This window comes from Agrobacterium sp. (assembly GCF_032092815.1).
In the GTDB taxonomy this organism is placed as follows: domain Bacteria; phylum Pseudomonadota; class Alphaproteobacteria; order Rhizobiales; family Rhizobiaceae; genus Agrobacterium.
The window spans coordinates 53,207-76,968 of the sequence record NZ_DAMDBP010000014.1; the positions used below are offsets into that span (position 1 = coordinate 53,207).

Here is a 23,762-nt window from a genome sequence, read left to right on the forward strand (position 1 = left end):
TCGTCAATGCGGCTGAAATCGGATATTTTTGTTGCGGCACTGGTCCGCCGGGTTTTTGCCAATGGCGATTTCGCCGCCGTTGAAAAACGCGGCGCGGATGAGGCCGGTGCAATCTTCATTCGCCAGCGGTTTCGCGATGGTCTCGAAACCCTTTACGGACCAGCCCCGCAAATCTTTTCCAGTGATGATGACAGTGATAACGGCCGGTGTTTTGAGGTGCGTATGGAGCGCCAAGAGGCCGCTGATGTCGCCGCCATCATCGAGAAGGAAAGCCGTTTCGATCGCGATCTATGGCTGGTAGAGATTGAAACGGACAAGGTTGCTGATCTCATCACCATCGTCGGTGACGAGGCCTGATAGCGCCAGCGGCGGGTCTTAGCCGAACCGCCTTTGCTGATCGCTGTCCTTGGGCTGGAATGTATAACTATCGGCCCGACGCCAGCTTTCAATGCGCTGTTCGCAGGCCACGGCATCCAGCGTGTGTAATATCGCTTCGGCTCTGCTGAGATCGCCGGTTTTGCGACCGAGATGCGGATAGAATCCCTGAAGCACAAATGTTGCGTCCTGCATGCCCATGCCCAGCCCCTTGAGGGTGGTTGCCAGTTGCACCCCGGAGATATCAAGCATGACACGCTCTGCAAGCCAGTGGCTTGCAGAAAGCGAATTGGCCAATGCTGCTGAAAACTGCCTTGCGTCGCGTTCGCGGGCAAAGCGGACCAGCAGTGCTTCCTGGATATCGCTCAAACGGCGAAGGCCAAGCACATCGTCTGCCGGACGGCTGACCTGTCGTGCCATGGTCTTGATCTGCTGGCGAAGCTCTTCTTCGCGAAGCTGGCGGTTCACCGGCACTTCGGTGATTTCGGCCGGAATGGAGACTGGTTCCACGGCAGGGGCAGGCTCTTGGCGTGTCACCGGTACGTCAGCGGCCTTCGCGCTTGTCGCTGGCATTGATGCCGATTGCGCGTGGCCAATGCCAACAAGCGCATCGATTACAGTTGGAGACAGTGCCTCGCGGCGCACGATGGCACGTGCATGGGCGCGACCTTGTGTGCGGGCAATGGTGATCAGCGTTTCGTCATCAAGTGCTTTTGATGAAATCAGGAACGGTGCTGACAGTGAAATCGGCTGGCTTGCGATAAAAAATGCAACCGGCGGCGGAATGTCCGGATGTTGGGAAAGCGCGGCAATCGCCTGCCGTCTGGCTTCATCGGTCGAGGCCGAAAACAGCGGCAGAAAAAGTTCGGCAAACTGGCGCAGTTCAGATTTCGACGGATGAGCAAGTGTTTCAAAGCTCGTGACCGTAGCCATCAGCACGACATCTTTCTTCCTCATGGCCGTGGGCCTCTCAAGTTCTCGAAACCGGTCGTTCAAAGCGCACCCAATACAACTTACGCAAACGCAATATTGTGTAGATTTAGAACAAATCCGTTGACGTCCTGTTAACTATGGACGGGTGCGCGCAAGTTTTTCACTGTGCTGAATGACAATGTGGAAAAAGTCGGTAAATCGAGGGAGGCGAGATCGGGAAAACGGCGCTCCGATCTCTGAAAAAGCGGAACCCGCACCATGGTTTTCGCCATGAAATGCGGGCCCTGACCGTCATCATGACGGCTGAATGCTATAGAGAACACTCAACCTTATTCCGTCAAACGCTGATAAACGGATTTTTCACCCAAGTTTTGGGGGGATGCGAGAGACGTGGCAGAAAAAGTCGTTTCATTCCAATGATGTAAAGTTCTTAAATCTTGGGTTGCTTAAATGATTTACACTGGTTGTAATATTAATGAACTATTGTTGATCAACCATCATTTTTCAGGGGTCGGCCTGTGGATAGTGTCGTAGCAATTGCCAAATTAGCATTAACTATCCGTTAACCATAATGTGGCTTGATCGCATACTATGCAGTGGTTCGAATACATTGTGTAAAAGGTGCCCCAAAGGTATCGGCCTGAATAGAGATGATGGGCCTTACCGTTCTGCCTTCTTCATAATGTTGACTCATGTACCCATGAGGGTGCGAGTGTCGCAATGAACAGATGCAGCAAAGGAGAGGAGCATGGCAGAGATTATCAAACTGGGCATCATGTATGATCGTTCTTCCCAGGGAACAAAAAGCAGAAACAGCACTACACCGGTCGGTCCGGCACAAATCCTGTTTTTCACTGGCGTCAGATATGAGCGTCGCCAGGCCGAACCGGAAACACCGGCACCAAAGACTGCCAATCGCAGTCGCGCCCAGTCTGGAAAAGTCGTTAAATCCTGAAAGCCATCAAGGCTTTTTCGGCAGATGCGAAAAGGGAATGACGCCCTTTGGACGCCTTCACTGCCATTGAAATGGCTCACATTTCGCCTGATCGAGAAATGTCTCCGCTTCCTGAATGAAGCTGGCCTGCGGTGTCATAGTTCTCAAAACCGCATATCCCTCAGTCTGAACCGACGATGTCAGGATTGCCTGTGCGAGCGCCGATGGCTGCGACTTGCGAATCGTCGCAAGCTGCACCGGGGTTGCCACCAGAATGTCCATCACGCCTTCGGCCGATGTCCTGTCATTCATGCTGAACACCTCGTTCGACGCGCTGTCGTAAATGGCAATCGACCAGAAGGGCACATTGCCAAATGCGGTGAGCCTGAGCGGCATGTCTTCAATGTTGAAGGTACAAACGGCCACCCGCATGAAGGGATCACCGCTACCAAGTTCGGCCTGGTCGCGTGTGTCCTTCAGTAAATGAAACGTGTCCGGTCCACCTTCGGCAAGCGAGCGCGTATAGGCATCATGATTACTGAAATGCGGAACGGCCAGAACGATGATCAGATGCAGCAAGGCTGCGCCAATCAAGCCGGTAAAAATTGCCAGTAGAACCCTAAGCATTGCCACACCCCGTACGAATGATGTGGGGCATGGTCAGGTCGATCAGGCCGGAACTTCCTGCAACCGGTGTGTCGAGAAGTGTCAGTACCAGCTTGAATTCGCCATTGGCCGGCACGGCCAGCCAGTTGAAGGTATGGGCGATGGAGGCGACTGATATGTCGATGTCACCCTCTGCACCACGCAGCAATGTGCGCGAGTTGAGCGCGGTTGGCCGTCCGTTGCCATCATCCAGAAGGTTGCCCTGCATGTCGGCGGCATAAAGTGTCCAGAACCGGGCAGGAGGGGTCACGCCTTCAATGCGGTAACGGCAGGTGCCGTTCAGCCGGTTGCCCTGATTGTCGACGGTTGCTGTAAAGGTCAACCCTTCGGCCGTGCCATAAAGCAGCTTGCCAGCATCCGCGCGGTGCGATTTTGCATAGGGGTCGGCGTTGACCGTCTGTGCTTCCGGAAAGGCATCCCACTGGCCGATGCGAATGGACCCGAAACCCGAGGTCGCTTCCAGAGCCGCCAACGTCGAAAAAATGCCGCCGCCAAAGGCGATGACCAGCATGATGGCGACTAGAAAGGGAACCCTTAGCACTTGAATATTTCCTGTTCCAAACGGCGCCTTGGTCAACCGCAGATTAAGCAACAATCCTGCAACGCATTGAAACCATGCAGCGTGTCTGCCGAAATCCGAACCCGGTTTCCATGCCGACACGTCAGAGCGGTATCATTGATTCCCGTTTTGGGAAATGCAGAGTTTTTCACTGTGCCCCGCTTTGGTTCAATTCTGCTCGTTGTTGCCCGTGGACGGGCTGTCAATGCCGGCCACCTTTTGCACGGTCAGTGACAGTGCCGGAGCATCCTTGAAGCGTTGACTCATGCCGCGAATGATGCGTGTTGCCTCTGTCGAGAGGGAGCGGGGACGTACAAAGGCGGGCAGGTTCTCCGTTGTATTGGCAACATTGGCAGCACCGGCAGCCGGTTCGGGCCGTGAGCCAGATGGCAGCGGGTTTTGAATGCCGGGAATTGGACGAATCTCCATGCCCTGGTGGGCATAATCCATCAAACGTTTGAAGGTCATGGCAGGGAGCGAGCCGCCGGTCATGTTGTTCATCGGGGTGAAGTCGTCATTACCAAACCAGACTGCTGTCGTGTAGTTGCCGGTAAAGCCCACATACCATGCGTCACGATAGGACTGCGAGGTGCCTGTTTTGCCACCGCTGACGATGCCGTTTTCCAGAGCGCCGCGTCGTGCAGTACCGTTGACTGGAATGGTCACCAGCATGCGATTCATCTTGGAGTTGGCTTCCTCGCTCAATACGCGGTGGGCAGGCGGTTCATCACGTTCGAAATCGTAGAGTACATTGCCCTCGTAATCGAGCACCTGTTCGATGCCGTGGCGGCGTGACTGCATGCCATTGGCCGGGAAAACCGCATAGGCTGTTGCCTGATCCAGTACGGTCACTTCAGAAGTGCCGAGTGGAATGGTCTTGTCTTCACGCAGCGGTGTCATCACGCCCATTGCTTTGGCCGTCTCAACAATCACCTTGGTACCAAGCACATCCTTGGCAAGCCGTACTGGCACGGTGTTGTAAGACTTGGCAAGTGCCGTTTCCAGCGTAACCTTGCCCGCATAGGAACGTCCGTAATTTTGCGGCGACCAGCCACGCCAGGTCACTGGTGCATCGGAAATCAGGGTTTCCGGCTTGTAACCCTTTTCCATGGTCGCAGCGTAAGTATAGACCTTGAAAGACGAACCGGGCTGGCGCAGCGCATTGGTGGCGCGGTTGAATTGGCTTTCGCCATAGTCTCGTCCGCCAACCATGGCACGCACGGCGCCGCCATTTTCGACCATCACCATCGCACCTTGTTTGGCGCGGTAACCTTCACCGTATTCACGCAGGCCCGATTCCAGGGCTTGTTCTGCAACGCTTTGCAGCCCGGTATCCACCGTGGTGCGCACAATGACGGTATGGTCCTTGAATTTGCCGGCGGCCGACAGCTTCTGCACTTCGTCAAAGGCCCAATCGAGGAAATAGTCCGGTGTCTTGACCTCGGCACGGTCAATCACCGTTGCCGGATTGCGACGTGCGCCAACAACCTGTCCTTCGGTCATCAGCCCGCCCTGAACGAGGTTGGACAGCACCTGATTGGCGCGGGCGCGCGCCGCTGGCAGGTTGGCATGTGGGGCATATTTGGCCGGTGCCTTGAACAGGCCAGCCAGCATAGCTGATTCTGCCAGTGTCACGTCACTCAGGTTCTTGCCGAAATAAAATTGCGAAGCGGCCGCCGCACCGAAGGTGCCACCGCCCATATAGGCACGGTCGAGATAAAGGCTGAGAATTTCCTTCTTGGACATGTTGGCCTCAAGCCATAGTGCCAGAAAGGCTTCCTTGACCTTGCGTTCCAGAGAACGTTCGTTGGTCAGGAACAGGTTTTTGGCCAACTGCTGTGTCAGGGTCGAGCCGCCCTGCACGACGCCACCCGCACGGGCGTTTTCGCTCATCGCACGTGCCAGGCCAATGAAGTCTATGCCGAAATGTTCGAAGAACCGGCGGTCTTCGGTGGCAAGCACAGCCTTGATGAAATGGTCGGGCAGCTCATCGATCGGAACGGAATCTTCGTGAATAATGCCGCGGTGGCCAATGGTGTTGCCGTAACGATCAAGGAAGGTTACAGCGAAATCGCCACGATATCGCCAGTCTTTTTTGGTTTCCTCAAAAGCAGGCATGGCAAGTGTCAGTAACAGCACGGAACCGGCGGCTCCAAGCGTCAGCGCATTGCCTGTGAGGTTGATAAGATGTTTTTTCCAGCCCTCGACATGGAATTTTCGGGAAAAAATCGTTACTTCTTCCCAGAGGTCAACAAGTCGGAAACCCGCAGTCCACAGGCTGGAGTCGATCCAGGAATCGATTCGCAGTAAAATGTGGCGCTTGCGTTTCAGCGGCTTATTTGTGTTTTTGTCTTCCTGCACGTCGCGACCATGTCCTGTTCGGGTCTGAAAGGAATGATTGACGCATTGAGCTTGCGCGGGTCATTCCTCGGCATCGGCCCCATAGATAAGAAATACCGCATATCTCGATGCTTGACGAGGTGGCAAAATCCGGCGATGGCGCGCGATGATGAAATGGAATGATGAATAATGAGTGACCTTCCGTTCTGGAAAACGAAATCGCTGGAGGAAATGACATTACAGGAGTGGGAAAGCCTCTGTGATGGGTGTGGCCTGTGCTGTCTGAACAAGCTGGAGGATTGGGACACCGGTGATGTGGTGTTTACCTCTGTGCGATGTCAGTTGCTGGATGGCCATTCCTGCCAGTGCAGCGATTACCCCAATCGCCGCGCAACAGTGCCGGAGTGCATCCAGCTAACCCCTGAACTGGTTGATGAAATTGGCTGGTTGCCGCCGACCTGCGGTTACCGTTTGGTGCGTGACGGCGATGATCTCTACTGGTGGCATCCACTTGTCTCCGGCGACAGGGAAACCGTGCACATCGCCGGCATTTCGGCACGTGACCGCACGGTCAACGAACTTGACGTCGATGTGGATGATTTCGAAGACCATGTGGTCGATTGGCCGCTAACAGTTGGGCAAAACGCACCTGAAAGACCCTGAGGCAGATCATCTTGGCAAGGCAGAGGTCACGCTCTGCCATGCGAGCCTCGCCCCGATGACCATCACATGTCATTGAAAGAAAACGGCTTCCAAGTGCTGGCACATCACTTGGAAGATCCGAAATGTGATGGTGCGACACTATGGCTGGCGCTAAAAAACGGATGTGACAACTTTATCGTGTTTGGCGCCTTGACCTTCCCATGATGGGAAGCATTACATAGGGTCTCGAAAGGGGATAACCCATGAACGAGACCGTTAAACACATCCATTCTGCAGAGCCTGTTTCAATCCCTGTTGAGGGCATGACCTGTGCGTCCTGTGTGCGCCGCGTTGAAACCGCAGCTGCCAAGGTGCCGGGCGTTGCAACAAGCTCCGTGAATTTCGCGACCAAAAAACTGACCGTTGAGACCGGTGATGGATTTTCGGCCAAGGCGCTGGCCGCTGCCGTCAAGAAGATGGGGTATGAGGTCTCGCCCAACCAGATCGAATTGCACTTTGCCGGTCTGGAAAATCCTGAGGAAGCGGACCGTCTGAAAAATGTGCTTGAGGCGGTGGCTACCGTCCTCAATGTGCATGTCGATGCGCAAACTGGCGCAGTCCATATTGCAACGATTGGTGGCCGGCATGAGCGGGAAACCCTGTCGCAGACCGCGCAGGCTGCCGGTTTCAAACCCGCGGCAGCCGCTATTTCTGGCCATCACCACCACAGCGGTCACCATCACGCAGCCCATATGCAGGACCATGGTGCACAGGGTGGCCATGACCACATGCATCATGCCGGCGATGAGGCCTCGCTGAAACGCGATCTTTTGCTGGGTGGCGTATTGACCCTGCCGCTGTTCGTGCTCGAGATGACCGGCCATATCTATGAGCCGTTTCATCATTGGCTGATGGGCATCATCGAAACGCAGACGCTTTATTACGTCTATTTTGCGCTGGCGACAGTGGTGATCTTTGGCCCCGGTTGGCGGTTCCTCAAGGCTGGCATTCCCGCTCTTTTGCATGGTGCACCGGAAATGAACTCGCTGGTCGCGCTGGGCGTCCTGGCGGCCTATGCCTATTCGGTGTTTGTGACCTTCGTGCCGGACCTTCTGCCCAATGAGGCGCAGTTCGTCTATTACGAGGCGGCCACCGTTATCGTTGTGCTGATCCTGACCGGGCGCCTGTTGGAAGCGCGTGCCAGCGGCAAGACCGGCGATGCCATTCGCAAACTTGCAAGCCTACAAGCCAAAACCGCACGTGTTGAACGTGATGGCCGGGAAATCGAGATTTCGCCTGACGATGTGGTGCTGGGAGATGTCATCATCATCCGTCCTGGTGAACGTATCCCGGTTGATGGCGAGGTGGTGGATGGCAACTCCTTTGTCGATGAATCGATGATCTCGGGCGAGCCGGTGCCGGTCGAGAAAACCGCAGGTGCAGCCGTGATCGGCGGCACCATCAACAAGACAGGCGGTTTCCGGTTCAAGGCCACCAAGGTCGGCGGCGATACTGTGCTGTCGCAGATCATCCGCATGGTGGAAGAGGCGCAAGGCTCCAAGCTGCCGATCCAGCTGCTGGTCGACCGGGTTACGGCATTGTTCGTGCCTGTGATCATCGCCATTGCCATCATCACCTTCTTTGTCTGGCTGACATTCGGTCCGTCGCCGGCTTATACCTATGCTCTCGTCAATGCCGTCGCGGTACTGATCATTGCCTGCCCCTGCGCCATGGGTCTGGCAACGCCAACCTCGATCATGGTTGGAACGGGCAGGGCGGCTGAGCTTGGTGTGCTGTTCCGCAAGGGTGATGCCCTGCAGGCGCTGCGCTCTGCCCAGATCCTGGTGGTGGACAAGACAGGCACCGTCACCAAGGGCAGCCCGGAACTGACCGATCTCGTTGTGGCCGATGGTTTTGGCGAGAACGAGGTGCTGGCTTTGGTGGCTGCGGTTGAGGCTCGCTCCGAGCATCCGATTGCCGAAGCCATCGTCAAGGCGGCCAAAGACCGGGGCTTGGGTGCTGTAGAAACTGCGCAGAGCTTCGAGAGCGTGACTGGTTACGGCATTGCGGCGATCGTCTCCGGCCGCAAGGTTGAGGTCGGTGCGGACCGATTCATGAATAAGCTCGGCCTCTCGGCAGAGGTTTTTGCCGAGGTTGCCAATCGTTTGGGGGATGAGGGCAAGACGCCGCTTTATGCCGCAATCGATGGCAAGCTGGCGGCGATCATCGCTGTGGCCGATCCCTTGAAGCCAACCAGCGTCACTGCCATCAAGGCTTTGCAGGACGTGGGCATAGAGGTGGTTATGGTGACCGGCGATAATGAACGCACCGCCAAAGCCATTGCCCGTCAGGTCGGCATCACCCGTGTGGTGGCCGAAGTTCTGCCGGAAGGCAAGGTCAAGGCCATTCATGATCTACGCCAAGGCGGCAAGACGCTTGCCTTTGTCGGGGATGGCATCAATGACGCCCCGGCTTTGGCCGAGGCCGATATCGGTCTTGCCATCGGGACAGGCACGGATGTCGCCATTGAAAGTGCTGATGTGGTGCTGGTGGGTGGTGACCTGACCGGCGCAGTCAACGCCATTGAAATGAGCCGCGCCACCATCCGCAACATCAAGGAAAACCTGTTCTGGGCCTTCGGTTACAACGTGGCGCTGGTGCCGGTTGCCGCCGGTGTACTCTACCCATCCCTTGGCATCTTGTTGTCGCCAATGTTGGGTGCGGGCGCCATGGCATTGTCCAGCGTCTTTGTGGTGGCCAATGCGCTGCGTCTGAAAACGGCAAAGGTGTCTCAGCATGGAGGCAGCGCGGCATGAACATTGGACAGGCTTCTTTGGCATCAGGCGTCTCAGCCAAGATGATCCGTTATTATGAGCAGATCGGGCTTATCCATCCAGCTGAACGCACTGGCAACAATTACCGCGTTTATAATGCGCAGGATGTGCACAATCTGCGCTTCATCAAACGCTCGCGGACGCTTGGTTTTTCGCTGGAAGAAACCGAAACTCTTTTAAAACTCTGGCAGGACAAGAGCCGGGAAAGCAGCGCGGTGAAGGAAATCGCGCTCTCCCATATTGCCGATCTCGAACACAAGATTGCGGAAATGAAAAGTATGGTGACGACGCTGTCTCACCTTGCTCATTGCTGTGGCGGAGACCATCGGCCCGATTGCCCGATCCTTGATGATCTCGCCGGTTTCGATGAGCCAGCGACGACCAAACATAGCCATCACAAGAACTGAAACACCTCTGAATTGAACGAGCATGAAAGGAAATAACATGAGCGATACGGTGACATTCCACGTACCTGACATGACCTGCGGCCATTGTGAAAAAACCGTGCGTGGCGCACTGGCAGATGTACTGCCGGATGCTGTGGTCAGCATCGATCTTTCGACGCATCGTGTGTCGGTTGCCGGCAATGCAGAAACGGCCGAAGAGGCCATTCGTGAGGCCGGTTACAGCCCTGAAAAGGCGGCGTGACAGTACCCGCCACTCTTTGTCACCATCAATGGCCTGTTGAAGACCAGACATTGATGGTGATGACGCCGGCCATGATGAGCGCAATGCCGATAATTGCCGGCAGATCCAGCTTTTGGCCCATCAGCACCCAGCCGATGATCGAGATCAGCACAATGCCGGTGCCGGACCAGATGGCATAGGCCACGCCGACCGGAATGGATTTGAGCGTGATCGACAGGAAATAAAACGCCGCGCCATAACCGAGCACTACGATGATCGATGGCACGAGTTGGCTAAAGCCCTGTGATGCTTTGAGCGCGGCCGTTGCGATGACTTCGGAGACGATGGCGATGCCAAGTGCGAGATATGCGTTCATATCAACGCATCAAGCAGAAAACCCAATTTCCGTCACGTGAATTTTAAATGATGGTCGCACCCGCATCACCAGGCATGTTGGCGCGCCACCTTTCGGATCACATGATTACTGCGGCAGCCCTAAAAATTTGAAGGCTGGACTCTCCTTAAATAGGGCGCTCGTCTCACCGGAATAGGTGTGATCCTGGTCAGGCCCCAGATCGAGTTTCAGCACCTTGCCGGTGTTTTCTGCAAAATCCAGCTTCTTCAAATCAACCCAGAATGTGTTGGGTGTCAGTGCGGACTCGAAGAAATAGAGCTTTCGTTTGTGGTCCGTCACCACCCGCCAGCGGGTGGAGGAAATATTGGGTTCTTCCGGCGTGTTGATGCCAAATGGCACGGACGCATTGCGGATAACGCTGAACACGCTGGCGAGAGCCCGGTTGGTGTCTTCCTCTTTAGGAATGGCATTGACGTAGAACGAGGCACGCGCAAAGCGATCTGCCGCACGGTTGGTGCCGGGCAGCATCGTTGTGCCACCAATGCTTTTCCAATAGGCGTTGAGCGCAAGCTGCTGATCGAAAATCGGCGAGTTGGTCATCACCTGATAATCGCGGTTGTGATGAATGATCTGCTTGCCGTCGATATACTCGACAATCGCGCTGTCACCGCTGGCGTCGGAGATCGACAGATGAAGCGTGGTCAGGCGGTTTTCACCCGGCACATTGTCGGTCACGATGGTAAATGGCTCTTTTTCCAGCGCCTCGACCGCCTCGGCAACCGTCGCAAAACTGTCCAGCACATATTGCGCCCAGGCAGCAATCGTCAGGCCCGGCTTGTTGTTATCAAGGGGCGGATATTGTGATTCCACCAGCCACAACAGGTTGGCGTTGAGACCCATTTCATTGACGCCGTCTGTGGTGGAAACATCATAACCGGTGGCAACCACGCTGCCATATTTCGCTTTCCATTTGATGGAATTTGGCCCGGCTTCGCCTGTTCGCTCGATGCCGCGTGGCAAGACCCAGAGATTGGTCGCAACGTCATTTTTCCAGTCCATCGAACGGGCGGTAATGATGTTGTCGTTTGGACCGAGATAAACAACGCGGGTGCAGGCTTCCGCAGTGGTCTGGAGCGTGAAAATGCTGGCAAAGGCAAGGGCCGCCAATGATTTTGAAACGTTAAGGCGTCTGGCTTTCATGGGAGATGTCCTCTGCTTGGAGCCTGGTATCAGGACGTTCAAAAGCGCATGGAAAAACCGACGACAGGCCCATGCTGTGTCACGTTTCAGCGGAACTTGTTGGCGCCGGTAAAGTCGTCGCTTTCATAGTCCTGATGCAGCACGCGGTATCCGGCGCGCAGGATTGTCGGTTTGCCGAACATGGCGGTGCGATAACCGAGATAGGATTGCGCGTTGATGGTGAATTTCGAGCCGACATCGAAACCACCGACATCCACCGAGCTGAACAGGTTCCAGCGATCGGTCAGGTCGGCATTGACGCGCACCCCAATGAAGGGATCAACCCAGTCGGCACTCTTTTGAGCGCTCAGACCCAGAAAATGCACGCTGCCTTCCAGCTTCGTCCAGCGAATACCGGCGGTTGGTTCAATCGAAATGGTACGTGGGCGGTTAAATACAGTCTGGCCACCCAGCTCAGCCTCATAGGCCTTGAAGAAGGCACCGGCACTCAACGAGGTAGTCTTGATACCAAGGTCGAGTTCATTGGCCAGCAATTCCTCATCCTGGCTGGTGCGCACATGTTGCACATCGAAATAGACGCCCCAATAACCGTTGGTGATTTCGACATTGCCCATGGCCACGAAATCGAGATGTTTGAGAACGTCGGAGAAAGGCACATCGACATCGGTGTCGAACCCGGCCAGTGAACCATCACCTTTCAGGCTTGCGGCCCAGGCATAAGGGCTGACAATCACTGCCCATTCCCGTTCAGGCGCCATGCGTTCTGCATTGAAATCAGCGCCAACAGCCGGAAAAGCAAGGGCTGACAAAGCCACGGCCGACATCAACGAACGAATGGAATGACACAAAGTAACGCCCCCGCCATTTACGCATCTGGCGAGGATAATAATCAGAAGTTATTGTCGCGCAATCTAATTCAATGCAGGGTGGATGAAATTTAAAAGACTACGGTTTGAGTGCCCATATGGTTGCATGTTGCACGGAACCGGTCGGCGCGTGCAGCACTGCGGAACTGACAGGGGCAAAGCCGTCGATGCGTTTTGTGCCGACCCAGCGCCCCTTGTCGGCGAACACTTCAATCGAGCCGAAGTCGAGAAATATTCGAAAGCGCGAAGGCCGGGCATCTCGCGCCAGATAATGCGGTGATGGCGCACCATTCTTATCCTCGTGGCGGATCCAAAGCCCGGTGTCATCGCACACCACACCAAGCCTTAAAGTAGGGTGGTCGAGCTCCAGTTCGAAGTGACCACCAGCTTCCGAGGTTTCGAAAAGCAGTTCGATGGCGCCGCTCAGAAACGTCACGCGGTCTCCGGCCGCCAGGCGGGTGCGGTCGAGAATGTGGCTACGCAGGCTTTCCGCCGCGCCAATCGGCGGTGTCAACAGGGCATCACCGGCAAGATGCAACCGTCGTGGTAGTGTCATTGCGGTCGGGAAATCGATCTCCGGGCTAGCGTCACACCAGTTGGCCAACCATCCTATGCCAACGGCGGTGTCACCGTCGAGAAACGCCTGGAACGCATAATTATCGGTGCCGAAATCCAGTTCCTGGCCGAAGGACTTGGTGAAGGTCTTGCCATCGAACCAGCCGACATCGGCCATGGTCAGGTTCCTGCGGCCGGTCTGCGCATCCTCGCTGTGCATCAGACCATAAATCAATACCCAGCGTGTAGCGCGGCCGGTGACTGGCCCATCCAGTGGCAGCAGGCATGGACACTCGATCGCCGTTGTCTTGTAGCGGGTCTCGACCAGCAATTTACCGACATAGGTCCAGTCGGACGCGGCGGTCGGGTCCTGCGTTTCATACAGAAGAATAACGCCGCCCTGATCGCTCTGGCTGCCAAGCAACATCTTCCAGATGCCATCCGGCCCCTTGAACACGTAGGGGTCACGAAAATCGGGCGTCAGGCCTTCATTGGCGGGTCGATTGGCGAGAATGACCTCGGCCTGACCGGCCATGATCAGGTCATGGGAGGTCGCGGTCAGCTGGATCTGCTGTTCCGGCTCACGTCCCAATTCCTGCTCGGTAAAGAACACGCGAATGCCCGGTCCCTCGGCAAGCGGAATGGTGGTGCCGGAAAATGCCCCGCCACGTTTGTCGGGTTTGGCGGTCAGTTCCTCAGATGGGAACAGAAAGATTGGCAGATGCCGCCAGCGCAGGTAATCGGACGAAACGGCATGGCCCCAATGCATGGTGTTCCAGTGCAGCCCATGTGAATAATGCTGATAGAACAGGTGCGGGCGCCCTTCAAAACGACCAAAGCCGTTGGGATCATTCATCCAGCCGAAGGGTGGGCGGAAATGATAGCTGCCAGATATGTCGGGTGCGGCATTGTCCGGCTTGGTGTGAACCACGGTAATGCCGGTTTCCAGCACGTCGGAGGCAGTAAACCAGTAGATGACCGACACGGCCGTCAGAGCCGTGTCATAATTCAACTCCACATGGCCGCCGCCGAAAATCTGGTAGATGCGAAATGAATATTCGTCAGTATTGGAACTGGAAACCTCGGCAAATTTCCCATTGGCATTGGAAAAGGCAACAGCACCTGCTTCATCATCTTTTTTTGCCTTCAGCCATATGTGGAATGTCGTGTTGACGGGGAGGTCGAGGTGGATGGTGCGAATGGCGCTCTCTGCTTCGATGGGCAAGGATGTGTCGTTCATTCAGCGTCCTTTCTCGTCTGTGTGTAACCCTAGACAACGAAACTAAGGCCCAAAAGTTCAGCAAGAACAAGGCTGCATGACATCAAGGTGAGCATCGTGCGTCAACCATGGCGCTATGCTTGCAGCGCATTGTAGATGTTTCATTAACTTAGAAGCTGAACTTCTCGTGAAGATACAATGGTTTACATTTGTTTAGATAGTCATGGACTATAACGGTGCCGAAATTTCATTTTTATTCGGTAGAACAAATGTCTGTCATTACTAATAAAACCTCTGAAGTGCATGCCGAGTTACGTGCGCTCAATCAGGTTTTTGCTACGGTTCGGTATTCACCGGATGGCAGAATCAATGCTGCAAACCACAGGTTTTTGCGCATTACCGGGTATGAGCTGCCTGATCTGATCGGCCAGCAGGACACCATGTTCCTGTCAAAAAGTTACCAGCGCAGCGAACATAATACGACCTGGGAGAATTTGCGCGACGGCAAGATCGTTGAAAAACGCTCTTTGTGCATCACCAATGGTGGACGTGAAATCTGGCTGCATTCCCGTTACGTGCCGTTGCAGGACGACCGTGGTCATATCAATGAAATCGTGCAGATCGTTGAGGACGTGACCGAGCAGCAGACCCGCGAAGCGGATGAGCGTAGTCAGATTGTCGCTATCAATAAAACGCAGGCCGTTGCCCATTTTTCGCTGAACGGCATCATTCTCAGCGCCAATGACATATTCCTGAAAACCATGGGTTATCAGGAGCATGAAGTGCTTGGCCAGCATCATTCCATTTTCATCCGCGAAGATAAGCGTGATGGGGCTGAGTATCAGGCGTTCTGGAATGAGCTTTCTGCGGGCGGGCACCGGATAGGAGAATGCCAGCGTATCAACAAGAATGGCAAGGAAGTCTGGCTGCAGGCGGTTTACAGTCCGGTTCTCGATCCTGCGGGACGTCCAACCAAGGTCGTGAAATACGCCACCGACATTACTCAGCAAAAGCTGCGCCAGGCGGATTACAGCTGGCAGATCACCGCCATCCACAAGTCCAACCTTGTTATCACGTTTGACATGTACGGCACCATTCTGGAGGCCAACGACCTGTTTCTGGAAGCAACCGGGTATTCGGAAAACGAAATTTGCGGACGTCACCACCGCATCTTTGTGGAGCCGTCCTATGCCCATAGCGGTGAATATGCCGCCTTCTGGCAGGACCTGCGTAAGGGGCACCATCGCTCCGGCCAGTATCGTCGCGTTGGCAAGGACGGTAAGGAAGTCTGGTTACAGGCAACCTATAATCCGATTTTTGATACCAATGGTCAGCCGGTCAAGGTGGTGAAATACGCCTCCGTGGTGACTGATGAACGCTTGTTGCAGGCCGACAATCAAGGTCAGATTGCTGCGATCCACAACGCACAATGCGTGATTTCGTTCGAGCTTGACGGCACGATCATCGATGCCAACGAAAACTTCCTTGATGCCACCGGTTACCGTTATTCCGACGTGCGCGGCATGCACCACAGCATGTTCGTGGAACAGGAATATGCAAAGACCGAGGACTACAAGACATTCTGGAAAAAACTGTCCGAAGGTCACCATTGCGCCGGCGAATATCGCCGCATCTGCAAGGGTGGGCGCGAGATCTGGCTGCAAGCTACCTATAACCCCATTCTCGACATGAACGGCAAGCCGTTCAAGATCGTCAAATACGCAACCGATGTTACCGCCGACAAGATGATGCATGCCGACCATGTCGGCCAGATCAACGCCATTCACAGATCACAGGGCGTTGTGGTGTTCAACCTCGATGGCACGGTCGCCGAGGCCAATGAAAACTTCCTGTCGATGTTCGGTTATGAAGCCAATGAACTCGACGGCAAACATCACGCGACGCTGGTTGAGAAGGAATTTGCCGCCAGCCGTGACTATGTTGAGTTCTGGGATCTTTTGCGCACCGGCGCCTATCACTCCGGCATGTACAAACGTCTGGGCAAGGACGGCCGTGAAATCTGGATTCAGGCCTCCTATAATCCGGTGCTCGATCTCGACGGCAAGCCGGTCAAGGTCATCAAATATGCCACCGATGTCAGCTCCAATGTTGCGCTTGCCGAAGCCTTCGAGGATGCGCGCCGTCAGGCCAACCACGACGCCGCAACGTCCTTGCCCAACCGTGCCAAATTGTCGAGCTTCATGAATGCCTGCCTTGGTGGTCCAGAAGCCAGTATGGTGGTGTTCTATATCGACCTCGACCGTTTCAAGCCGGTCAACGACACCTATGGCCACCATGTCGGTGACCGTGTGTTGGGCGAAGTGGCTGACCGTATGCGCCGCTCATTGAAGGACGATCAACTCGTTGCCCGTATCGGCGGTGACGAATTCGTCATTGCCGCACCTGGCATGACGATGGATGAGATCGAGCCCTTCTGCAAAAATCTCTATAGGTCAGTCACCCAGCCGATCCGTCACGATGGTGGCGAGGTCAGCGTTGGTATGTCCATTGGTATTGCTATTGCGCCAACCGATGCAACGACACCGGACGAACTGTTGCGGATGGCCGATGCGGCCCTCTATCGCTCCAAGGAAAATGGTCGCGGACATTACAGCTTCTTTGCGTCCGAGATGAATGAGAAGATCAGCGTGCAGCGGCAATTGGCTGAAGACATGCGTCATAGTCTGACAGCCGGTGATTTCTATCTCGAATATCAGCCGCGATTCGATACACGCCAGAGAACGATCCGCAGCGTTGAAGCACTGGTTCGATGGGCGCATCCTGAGCGCGGTCGTATTAGCCCGGTGGATTTCATTTCGATAGCCGAACAGAATGGCTTGATCGTTCCACTTGGAGAGTGGATTTTGCGCACTGCTTGCAATGCTGCCGCCAAATGGGAGGGTATCGGCGTATCCGTCAACGTGTCACCCATCCAGTTCCGCGACGCCGGACTGGTCGACAAGGTCAAGTCAAGCCTGCTGGAAAGCGGTCTGCCCGGTCATCTGCTGGAACTCGAAATCACCGAAGGTGTGCTGCTGGAGGATGCTGAGCGCGCCAATGAAGTACTTCAGGATTTGAAGGCGCTTGGCGTGAAGCTTGCCATGGACGATTTCGGAACCGGCTATTCCTCGCTGAGCTACCTGCGCAACTTCCCGTTTGACGTGATCAAGATCGATCGCAGCTTTATCTCGGACATTGATTCCAGCGATAGCGCACGCTCGATCATTCAGGCCATTCTCGGTCTGGGCAAGGCGCTTGGCATGTCGGTCACCGCCGAAGGCGTTGAAACCAACGACCAGCTTGCAATGCTAACTGCGGATCAGTGCAACGAGGTTCAGGGTTTCCTGATGGCGCGACCTTTGACGACAAATCAGGTCAGCGAACTGCTCAACGAAATCCCGCAACTTAAGAACAAGCCCGCGCCAACGCTTCTACCGAAGGCGTCCTGATCGGTCCATTGCCGGGCTTGATCGGGCGATGGAACAAAATTTTCCCTTTACGGTTCTCCATGCGTGAAATCTCATCATGTATGGAGAACAGATATGAATTGGCTGTCGATCAGTCTTGCGGTTATTACCCTTACAGCCACTTCACTTCCCGCTTTGTCCCAATCCATACAGGCTGGCGGCCCACCGGCCCAGAAAAACCAGCAGGTGACTGCCGCCGCCGGTGAGGTCCATTACATCACCGATGTTGCAGGCAAGCGCGTGCGCCTTGTCGGCCCGCGTTTTTATACGGACCCGGCAACTGCGATGAAATTTCCTGGTCGGGAAAACCCTGGGCTGGAACGTAATGATCTGGCTGATGCAGCAATGCGATAAAGAACACTCGGCATGCGGGGCACATCATGAAGAATACGCAGGCTGCAGAGCCGGCAAAAGCCGGGCTTTTAAAACGTGATGATCAGGAAAGCGGCAAGGCGACATTCCCTGAATTGTTCTTTGATCTGGTCTTTGTCTTTGCGCTGATCCAGCTGTCACACACATTGGCGGAAGATTTCGGGGCAACGGCCCTCATTGAGGCGGCAATCCTCATCCTGGCTTTGTGGTGGTTATGGATCAATACCACCTGGCTCACCAACCTGCTGAACACCGAGAAGGAAGTCGTGCGGCTTCTGCTATTTGCCATGATGTTTGGCGGCATCCTGCTGGCGATCTCCATCCCCGAAGCCTTTAGCGAACAGGGTATGGTGTTTGCGATCGTCTACAGCGCCATCCAGATCGGCAGGACATGTTTTGCGCTCTATGTGTTCAAAGGCGTTGATGACGAAAATCATCGCATATTTGCACGTATTGCAGTGTGGCTGGTGTTTTCAAGCCTGTTCTGGTTCGCCGGCGGACTGGCCGAGCTGCATCTGCGCATCGTCTTGTGGACGCTTGCCATTGCGGTGGAATATATAGGGCCGCTGGTAAGATATTACGTACCGGGTCTACAAGCCGGCGGTGAGGAAAAGCTCGGGCTGTCGGGCGAACATCTGGCGGAGCGCTGTGCTTTGTTCGTCATCATATGCCTGGGCGAAACGATCCTGACGACCGGGCGTACCGCATCGGAACACATGAATTCCAGCCTGACATTCCTGGTGTTTTTCTGCGCCTTTTCCAGCACAGTTCTGATGTGGTGGATTTATTTTGATTATGCGCAGGAGCGGGTGTCCGAAAAGGTCGATGGTGCGGCAGCGCCGGAAAAAATCGCCCAAAACCTGTTTAACTACGGTCATTTGCCAATCGTCGCCGGCATCATCTTAACCGCGGTCGGTGAGGATTTCAGCCTGTCGCACAGCCATGAGGAGGCGACGCTGCGCCATACGCTCGCACTCATCGGTGGGCCGGTCCTGTTCCTGGCCGGAGCGATCGGTGTGAAAATGGCTTCCGCTCATATACGTCCTTTGTCGCATTTTGCCGGCATTGCCATTCTGGCCGGTTTCCTCTTCTTGCCAGGCTTGCCGCTTTATCTGTTGCAGATTGCCAGTGCCACAGTGCTGTTGATGGTCGCCATATGGGAATATCTGGTACTTCGCCGGCGGGTGGTCGCTGTTTCCGCCGCATGATGGTGTGTGGGTGAAATCCTCTCGCATCTTTGCCTGACAAGTCCCATATAGAGGCAAACGCAGGGAGTGAAACCTTGACCCATTTTGACAATTCATATGCCCGCCTGCCTGAACGGTTTACCGCAGCGGTCATGCCGACGCAGGTAAAAGCGCCGCAGCTTATAGCCTTCAACAGGCCTCTTGCCGAAGAGCTTGGGCTTGATCTGGCTGATTCCGATGATGCACGTCTGGCGCAGATCTTCTCCGGCAACACCATTCTGCAAGGCTCCGAGCCTCTTGCCATGGCTTATGCCGGCCATCAGTTTGGCGGCTTCGTGCCGCAGCTTGGCGATGGCCGAGCAATTCTGCTGGGTGAGGTGGTCGACACATCAGGCAAACGCCGTGACATTCAGTTAAAAGGGGCTGGCCGTACGCCATTCTCTCGGCGAGGTGATGGGCGCGCAGCGCTCGGACCTGTGTTGCGGGAATATATCGTATCCGAGGCCATGTATGCGCTTGGCATTCCCGCTACACGCGCGCTTGCCGCCGTGACGACAGGCGAGCGCGTCCAGCGTGAAACCGGGCTGCCGGGCGGTGTCTTTACCCGTGTTGCTGCAAGCCATATCCGCGTCGGCACATTCCAGTTTTTTGCCGCCAGAGAAGACAATGAGGCCATCAAGGCCCTGGCAGATCACGTCATTGATCGCCACTATCCGGACGCCAGACAGGCCGAAAATCCGTATCTTGCCATGCTGCAGGGCATTGCCGCACGCCAGCTTGAACTGATTGCCCGCTGGTTGATGGTCGGTTTCATTCACGGCGTGATGAACACTGACAATATGGCAGTGTCAGGCGAAACCATTGACTTTGGCCCCTGTGCCTTTCTCGATGAATACCAGCCGATGAAGGTGTTTTCTTCCATCGATGCGCAGGGGCGTTACGCCTATAACAACCAGCCGGGCATCGCCCAGTGGAACATTGCCCGGCTGGCGGAGTGCCTGCTGCCGCTGCTGGATGACAATGTCGAAAAAGCAGCCGAGATGGCCAATGGCGTGTTGGCAGATTTTGCCAAAACCTTCCCGCAGCGCTGGCTGTCCGGTCTCCGTCAGAAGCTAGGCTTGGACAATGAAGAGGATGATGACGAAGCGCTGGTGCAGGATCTGCTGGAGCAGATGAAGCTGGGCGAGGTCGATTTCACGCTCGCCTTCCGCCGGCTCTGTGACGCGGCAGAAGGTAACGTCGAACCATTCCGCAGCATGTTTATTGATCTGCATTCCATCGACACTTGGCTTGCACGATGGAAGGAACGGGCAGGGCGTGAGTCAATTTCACCGGCTGACCGGGCGAGCAAGATGCGCGCCACCAATCCGGCGATCATTCCGCGCAATCACCGCATCGAAGAACTGATTGCCGCAGCAGTTGAGGATGAAGATTTCGAACCCTTCCACGACATGCTGAAGGCCATCGCCAAGCCGTTTGAAGAACTGCCGGAATTTTCCGTCTACATGCAGCCGCCAATGGGCCATGAGCGGGTGTTCAGGACATTCTGTGGGACTTAAGTCCAGGAACAACAGATTGGGGGCGAAAGGTGATCGCCCCCGATTGAGCTAACTCAGCCAACCTTCGCCAGACCGTCATGCGGCGCATAATAATGGCCGAAGCGGTTGTTGAGGAATTTTGGTAGAGCAACTTCTTCCTGCGTCACGAAACCCTTCTGTGGAAGGCTGCCATCGGCCAGGAGATCCAGAACCGTGCAAATACCGGCGGCTGTGGTGATCTGGATTGCGCTCATCATGCGGCCGGCTACCGGGCCGGCATAAACCTTGTTGGCATAGGTTTCCTGAAGGAAACGGCCACCGCGTGTGCCGCACACAGTCACAAACACAATCACAACGTCCTGCATTGTGGCGGGCAGGGCGTTTTCGAACAGGTCTTTCAGCACTTCGCGGCGGTTGCGCAGGTTCAGGTCGTTCAGCAACGCCTTCATGATCGACACATGGCCGGGATAACGGATGGTGCGGTAGTTCATGGTCCGCACCTTGCCTTCCAGCGTTGCCGCCAGTGTACCAAGGCCACCCGACGTGTTGAACGCCTCATAGGTGACGCCATCCAGCGAAAACTCTTCGCGTTCTTCCAGCGCTGGCACCGCAGTCAGGCGTCCCTCGACAATCGCTTCGCACGGCTCGATATATTCGTTGATCAGGCCGTCTGTGCTCCAGGTGAGGTTATAGTTCAACGCATTGGACGGATATTGCGGAAGGGCACCAACCCGCATGCGCACGCTGTCCAGCTTATCGAAGCGCGACGCGAGATCGGCAGCCACGATGGAAATGAAACCGGGTGCCAGACCGCACTGTGGGATGAGTGCAGTGTTGGCGGTTTCCGCCAGTGCCTTGACCCGGCGGGTGGATTCGACGTCTTCCGTCAGATCGAGATAATGTGTGCCAACCGCAACCGCCGCTTCGGCGATGCCAGAGGTCAGGTGAAACGGTGCAGCAGACAGCACCGCGAACTGGCCTTTGAGCAAGGCCTCAAGTTCCGGACGGTTGGTAATATCGACAACTTTGGTTTCAACCAGCTCGTGAGCCGGCACATTGGCCAACTGCTCTGTGGACCGGTCCGCAACGGTAATCCGGTAATCACCCGTGGCTGCCAGCATCCATGAGATGGCAGAACCGATATTTCCAGCACCAACGACAACAATGTTTTTCATTTTGTTTTCCCCGCAGAGGCAATGCAATTTTTTAACAGAATGCCGATTTTTCTTGTCGATTTGTAGCTGCATATGTTTCATATGGACGAAATAAATAACGCATAATGCCGACAGGATTGTGCAATATGACGGTGGGCGACAAGGATCGCGCTTTGCTGGCGCTGTTGAGTGAAAATGCCCGCATGCCGGTGACGGAACTGGCGCGCAAACTCGGCCTGTCCCGCACCACGGTGCAGGCCCGGATCGAGCGTCTGGAAGCAGATGGGGTGATTGCCGGTTACGGCCTTCGGCTGTCGGATGCCTATCGCAGCGGGTTGGTGCGAGCGCATGTGTTGATAACCATCGCGCCCAAGTCCCTGCCGGCCGTGACGGCGGCGCTGGCCGCAATCAGTGAGGTCACCACACTGCATTCTGTCAGCGGCACTTTTGATCTGATTGCCATTCTGGCAGCGCCATCCATTGCCGACCTCGACAGCCTGATTGATCGCATCGGCGCAATCGATGGGGTTGAGCGAACCCTATCGTCGATTATTTTGTCGACCCGGATTTCGCGCTGAACCGTTCAGTTCTTCTCGGCGATATTGTCATCATAGGCTTTTTGCGCCGCCAGCACTGCTTCTATATTGCCTTCCGCCCAATGGGTGAGGGCTGCCACGGTTTCATTCAACGTCAGCCCAAGCGGTGTCAGGGAATATTCCACTGTCACGGGAACGGTGGGGAAGACCTCGCGGTTGATCAGGCCGTCGCGCTCCAGCTTTTTTAGGGTCTGTGACAGAACCTTTTGCGAAATGCCTTTGATGTCGCGTCGCAGGTGGTTGAAGCGCACGGTCTTCGACCGCAACCGATCCAGGATCAACAGCGCCCATTTGTCGGCCAGCCTGTCCAGCACCATGCGGGTGGGGCAGCGATCCTCGTAGACATCATAGACATGTTCCATCTCAACCCCGCTTTGGCATGTTCACCGGTTTCCTGATGGAAACCATGTGACTTCAAAGTGCTCTCTTTCGCAAATTTTTCAAGGAAAGTATGTATCGTCTGCGCACATAGTTTCTAACGGATACTAAGAGGTTTTGATATGGCAGGCAAGGTTCTCGTATTGGGGGCAAATGGAAACGTCGGCAAACCGCTGGTCAAGCTGTTGCTCGACAAGGGCGAAAGCGTGAAGGCAGCGTCCCGCTCCGGCAACGCGATCGAGGGTGCGGAAGGCGTGCGGTTTGATTATGATGATGCAGCAACCTTCGGCCCGGCATTCGAGGGCGTCGATCGTGCCTACATCATGCTGGCGGGCGGTTACGTCGATGCCAAGGGCAAGTTGTTGCCGGTCATCGAAGCCGCCATCAGCCGCAAGGTCAAAATCGTCTTCCAGAGCGTGCTGGGTGTCGATGCAGATGACAGCATTCCTTACCGTCAGGTGGAACTGGAAATCATCAATTCAGGCGTGCCTTTTGTCATCCTGCGGCCCAACTGGTTCTCGGACAACTTCCATACCTACTGGAAGGCAGGCATCGACCAAGGTCAGGTTTCCGTGCCTGCCGATGACGGCAAGTCCAGCTTCATCGATGTGCGGGACATTGCCGCCAGTGCAGCCGCAGCACTCACAACAAGCAAATTTAATGGCAAGGCATTTAACCTGACCGGCCCGAAGGCACTGGGTTACGCCGAAGCGATTGCTCTCATCTCCACGGCGATCGGCAAGCCCGTGACTTATTCGACCTTGAGTGACGAGGCCTTTATCGGACTTTTGACCGGTGTTGGTGTGCCGGAGGATTACGCAACATTCCTCACCTCGATCTTCTACCCGGTCCGTCAGGGGTGGACGTCAGCTGTCACCGGCGATGTTGAGGTGCTGACCGGTAAACCCGCACGCTCGCTGGAAACCTACATCGCCGACAATCTTGCAGCGCTTAAAGGTTAAGCG

General features: G+C 55.4%; 22 protein-coding genes. 12 read left to right on the forward strand and 10 right to left on the reverse strand.

The window, feature by feature from the left end:
* Positions 1–6: 6 nt before the first annotated feature.
* Positions 7–357, forward strand: a complete 351-nt coding sequence (locus RT613_RS10760) for a DUF1491 family protein (RefSeq protein WP_313615221.1) — start codon at positions 7–9, stop codon at positions 355–357.
* Between the two features lie 18 nt (positions 358–375).
* On the opposite strand, the gene RT613_RS10765 is transcribed toward RT613_RS10760, so the two are convergent.
* Complete coding sequence (locus RT613_RS10765; protein ID WP_313615223.1) at positions 376–1,332, reverse strand: DUF2336 domain-containing protein; 957 nt, start codon at positions 1,330–1,332, stop codon at positions 376–378.
* Positions 1,333–2,056: 724 nt separating this feature from the next.
* On the opposite strand from RT613_RS10765, the gene RT613_RS10770 reads away from it, so the two are divergent.
* A complete protein-coding gene (locus RT613_RS10770) occupies positions 2,057–2,263 on the forward strand; it encodes a hypothetical protein (protein ID WP_313615225.1) in 207 nt (68 codons plus the stop codon).
* 57 nt (positions 2,264–2,320) lie between these two features.
* Here RT613_RS10770 and RT613_RS10775 read toward each other — a convergent pair whose 3' ends face one another.
* From RT613_RS10775 to RT613_RS10785, 3 genes are all read right to left on the reverse strand, one after another.
* Positions 2,321–2,869, reverse strand: a complete 549-nt coding sequence (locus tag RT613_RS10775) for a DUF1254 domain-containing protein (RefSeq protein WP_313615227.1) — start codon at positions 2,867–2,869, stop codon at positions 2,321–2,323.
* Complete coding sequence (locus RT613_RS10780) at positions 2,862–3,449, reverse strand: DUF1214 domain-containing protein (RefSeq protein WP_313615229.1); 588 nt, start codon at positions 3,447–3,449, stop codon at positions 2,862–2,864. Before RT613_RS10780 ends, RT613_RS10775 begins: the two co-directional genes overlap by 8 nt.
* 186 nt (positions 3,450–3,635) lie before the next feature.
* Entirely contained in the window at positions 3,636–5,828 is a 2,193-nt protein-coding gene (locus tag RT613_RS10785; RefSeq protein WP_313615231.1) for a transglycosylase domain-containing protein, read from the reverse strand.
* A 168-nt stretch (positions 5,829–5,996) separates the two neighbouring features.
* On the opposite strand from RT613_RS10785, the gene RT613_RS10790 reads away from it, so the two are divergent.
* From RT613_RS10790 to RT613_RS10805, 4 genes are all read left to right on the forward strand, one after another.
* Positions 5,997–6,470: a YcgN family cysteine cluster protein gene (locus RT613_RS10790; protein ID WP_313615232.1), complete on the forward strand. Its 474-nt coding sequence runs from the start codon at positions 5,997–5,999 to the stop codon at positions 6,468–6,470.
* 242 nt (positions 6,471–6,712) lie between these two features.
* Complete coding sequence (locus RT613_RS10795) at positions 6,713–9,265, forward strand: heavy metal translocating P-type ATPase (protein WP_313615234.1); 2,553 nt, start codon at positions 6,713–6,715, stop codon at positions 9,263–9,265.
* Positions 9,262–9,690: a Cu(I)-responsive transcriptional regulator gene (gene cueR / locus RT613_RS10800; RefSeq protein WP_313615236.1), complete on the forward strand. Its 429-nt coding sequence runs from the start codon at positions 9,262–9,264 to the stop codon at positions 9,688–9,690. Before RT613_RS10795 ends, cueR begins: the two co-directional genes overlap by 4 nt.
* A 37-nt stretch (positions 9,691–9,727) precedes the next feature.
* Positions 9,728–9,931: a heavy-metal-associated domain-containing protein gene (locus RT613_RS10805; RefSeq protein WP_313615238.1), complete on the forward strand. Its 204-nt coding sequence runs from the start codon at positions 9,728–9,730 to the stop codon at positions 9,929–9,931.
* 25 nt (positions 9,932–9,956) lie between these two features.
* On the opposite strand, the gene RT613_RS10810 is transcribed toward RT613_RS10805, so the two are convergent.
* The 4 genes from RT613_RS10810 to RT613_RS10825 form a co-directional block, all read right to left on the reverse strand.
* Positions 9,957–10,286: an SMR family transporter gene (locus RT613_RS10810; protein WP_313615240.1), complete on the reverse strand. Its 330-nt coding sequence runs from the start codon at positions 10,284–10,286 to the stop codon at positions 9,957–9,959.
* Positions 10,287–10,391: 105 nt separating this feature from the next.
* Positions 10,392–11,465, reverse strand: a complete 1,074-nt coding sequence (locus tag RT613_RS10815; protein ID WP_313615242.1) for a linear amide C-N hydrolase — start codon at positions 11,463–11,465, stop codon at positions 10,392–10,394.
* Between the two features lie 86 nt (positions 11,466–11,551).
* Complete coding sequence (locus RT613_RS10820) at positions 11,552–12,280, reverse strand: hypothetical protein (protein WP_313615244.1); 729 nt, start codon at positions 12,278–12,280, stop codon at positions 11,552–11,554.
* Positions 12,281–12,410: 130 nt separating this feature from the next.
* Positions 12,411–14,126: a glycoside hydrolase family 32 protein gene (locus RT613_RS10825; RefSeq protein WP_313615246.1), complete on the reverse strand. Its 1,716-nt coding sequence runs from the start codon at positions 14,124–14,126 to the stop codon at positions 12,411–12,413.
* 248 nt (positions 14,127–14,374) lie between these two features.
* Here RT613_RS10825 and RT613_RS10830 point away from each other — a divergent pair, with 248 nt between their 5' ends.
* The 4 genes from RT613_RS10830 (at position 14,375) to RT613_RS10845 (ending at position 20,690) form a co-directional block, all read left to right on the forward strand.
* Positions 14,375–17,554 (forward strand): PAS domain S-box protein, encoded by a 3,180-nt coding sequence (locus RT613_RS10830; protein WP_313615248.1) that lies wholly within the window; start codon positions 14,375–14,377, stop codon positions 17,552–17,554.
* Positions 17,555–17,647: 93 nt separating this feature from the next.
* Positions 17,648–17,926 (forward strand): hypothetical protein, encoded by a 279-nt coding sequence (locus tag RT613_RS10835; RefSeq protein WP_313615249.1) that lies wholly within the window; start codon positions 17,648–17,650, stop codon positions 17,924–17,926.
* A gap of 26 nt (positions 17,927–17,952) precedes the next feature.
* Complete coding sequence (locus RT613_RS10840; RefSeq protein ID WP_313615251.1) at positions 17,953–19,152, forward strand: low temperature requirement protein A; 1,200 nt, start codon at positions 17,953–17,955, stop codon at positions 19,150–19,152.
* 74 nt (positions 19,153–19,226) lie between these two features.
* The gene (locus tag RT613_RS10845) at positions 19,227–20,690 is read left to right on the forward strand and encodes a protein adenylyltransferase SelO (protein ID WP_409558806.1); all 1,464 of its coding nucleotides are present in this window, start codon (positions 19,227–19,229) and stop codon (positions 20,688–20,690) included.
* A 53-nt stretch (positions 20,691–20,743) separates the two neighbouring features.
* On the opposite strand, the gene RT613_RS10850 is transcribed toward RT613_RS10845, so the two are convergent.
* The gene (locus RT613_RS10850) at positions 20,744–21,844 is read right to left on the reverse strand and encodes a saccharopine dehydrogenase family protein (RefSeq protein WP_313615253.1); all 1,101 of its coding nucleotides are present in this window, start codon (positions 21,842–21,844) and stop codon (positions 20,744–20,746) included.
* A gap of 125 nt (positions 21,845–21,969) precedes the next feature.
* On the opposite strand from RT613_RS10850, the gene RT613_RS10855 reads away from it, so the two are divergent.
* Positions 21,970–22,401 (forward strand): Lrp/AsnC family transcriptional regulator, encoded by a 432-nt coding sequence (locus RT613_RS10855; RefSeq protein WP_313615254.1) that lies wholly within the window; start codon positions 21,970–21,972, stop codon positions 22,399–22,401.
* A gap of 5 nt (positions 22,402–22,406) precedes the next feature.
* Here the strand turns inward: RT613_RS10855 and RT613_RS10860 are convergent, their stop codons facing one another.
* Complete coding sequence (locus RT613_RS10860; protein ID WP_313615255.1) at positions 22,407–22,781, reverse strand: helix-turn-helix domain-containing protein; 375 nt, start codon at positions 22,779–22,781, stop codon at positions 22,407–22,409.
* A gap of 138 nt (positions 22,782–22,919) precedes the next feature.
* On the opposite strand from RT613_RS10860, the gene RT613_RS10865 reads away from it, so the two are divergent.
* Positions 22,920–23,759 carry an SDR family oxidoreductase gene (locus RT613_RS10865; protein ID WP_313615257.1) on the forward strand — a complete coding sequence of 280 codons (840 nt, stop codon included), beginning with the start codon at positions 22,920–22,922 and terminating at the stop codon, positions 23,757–23,759.
* Positions 23,760–23,762: the final 3 nt, after the last annotated feature.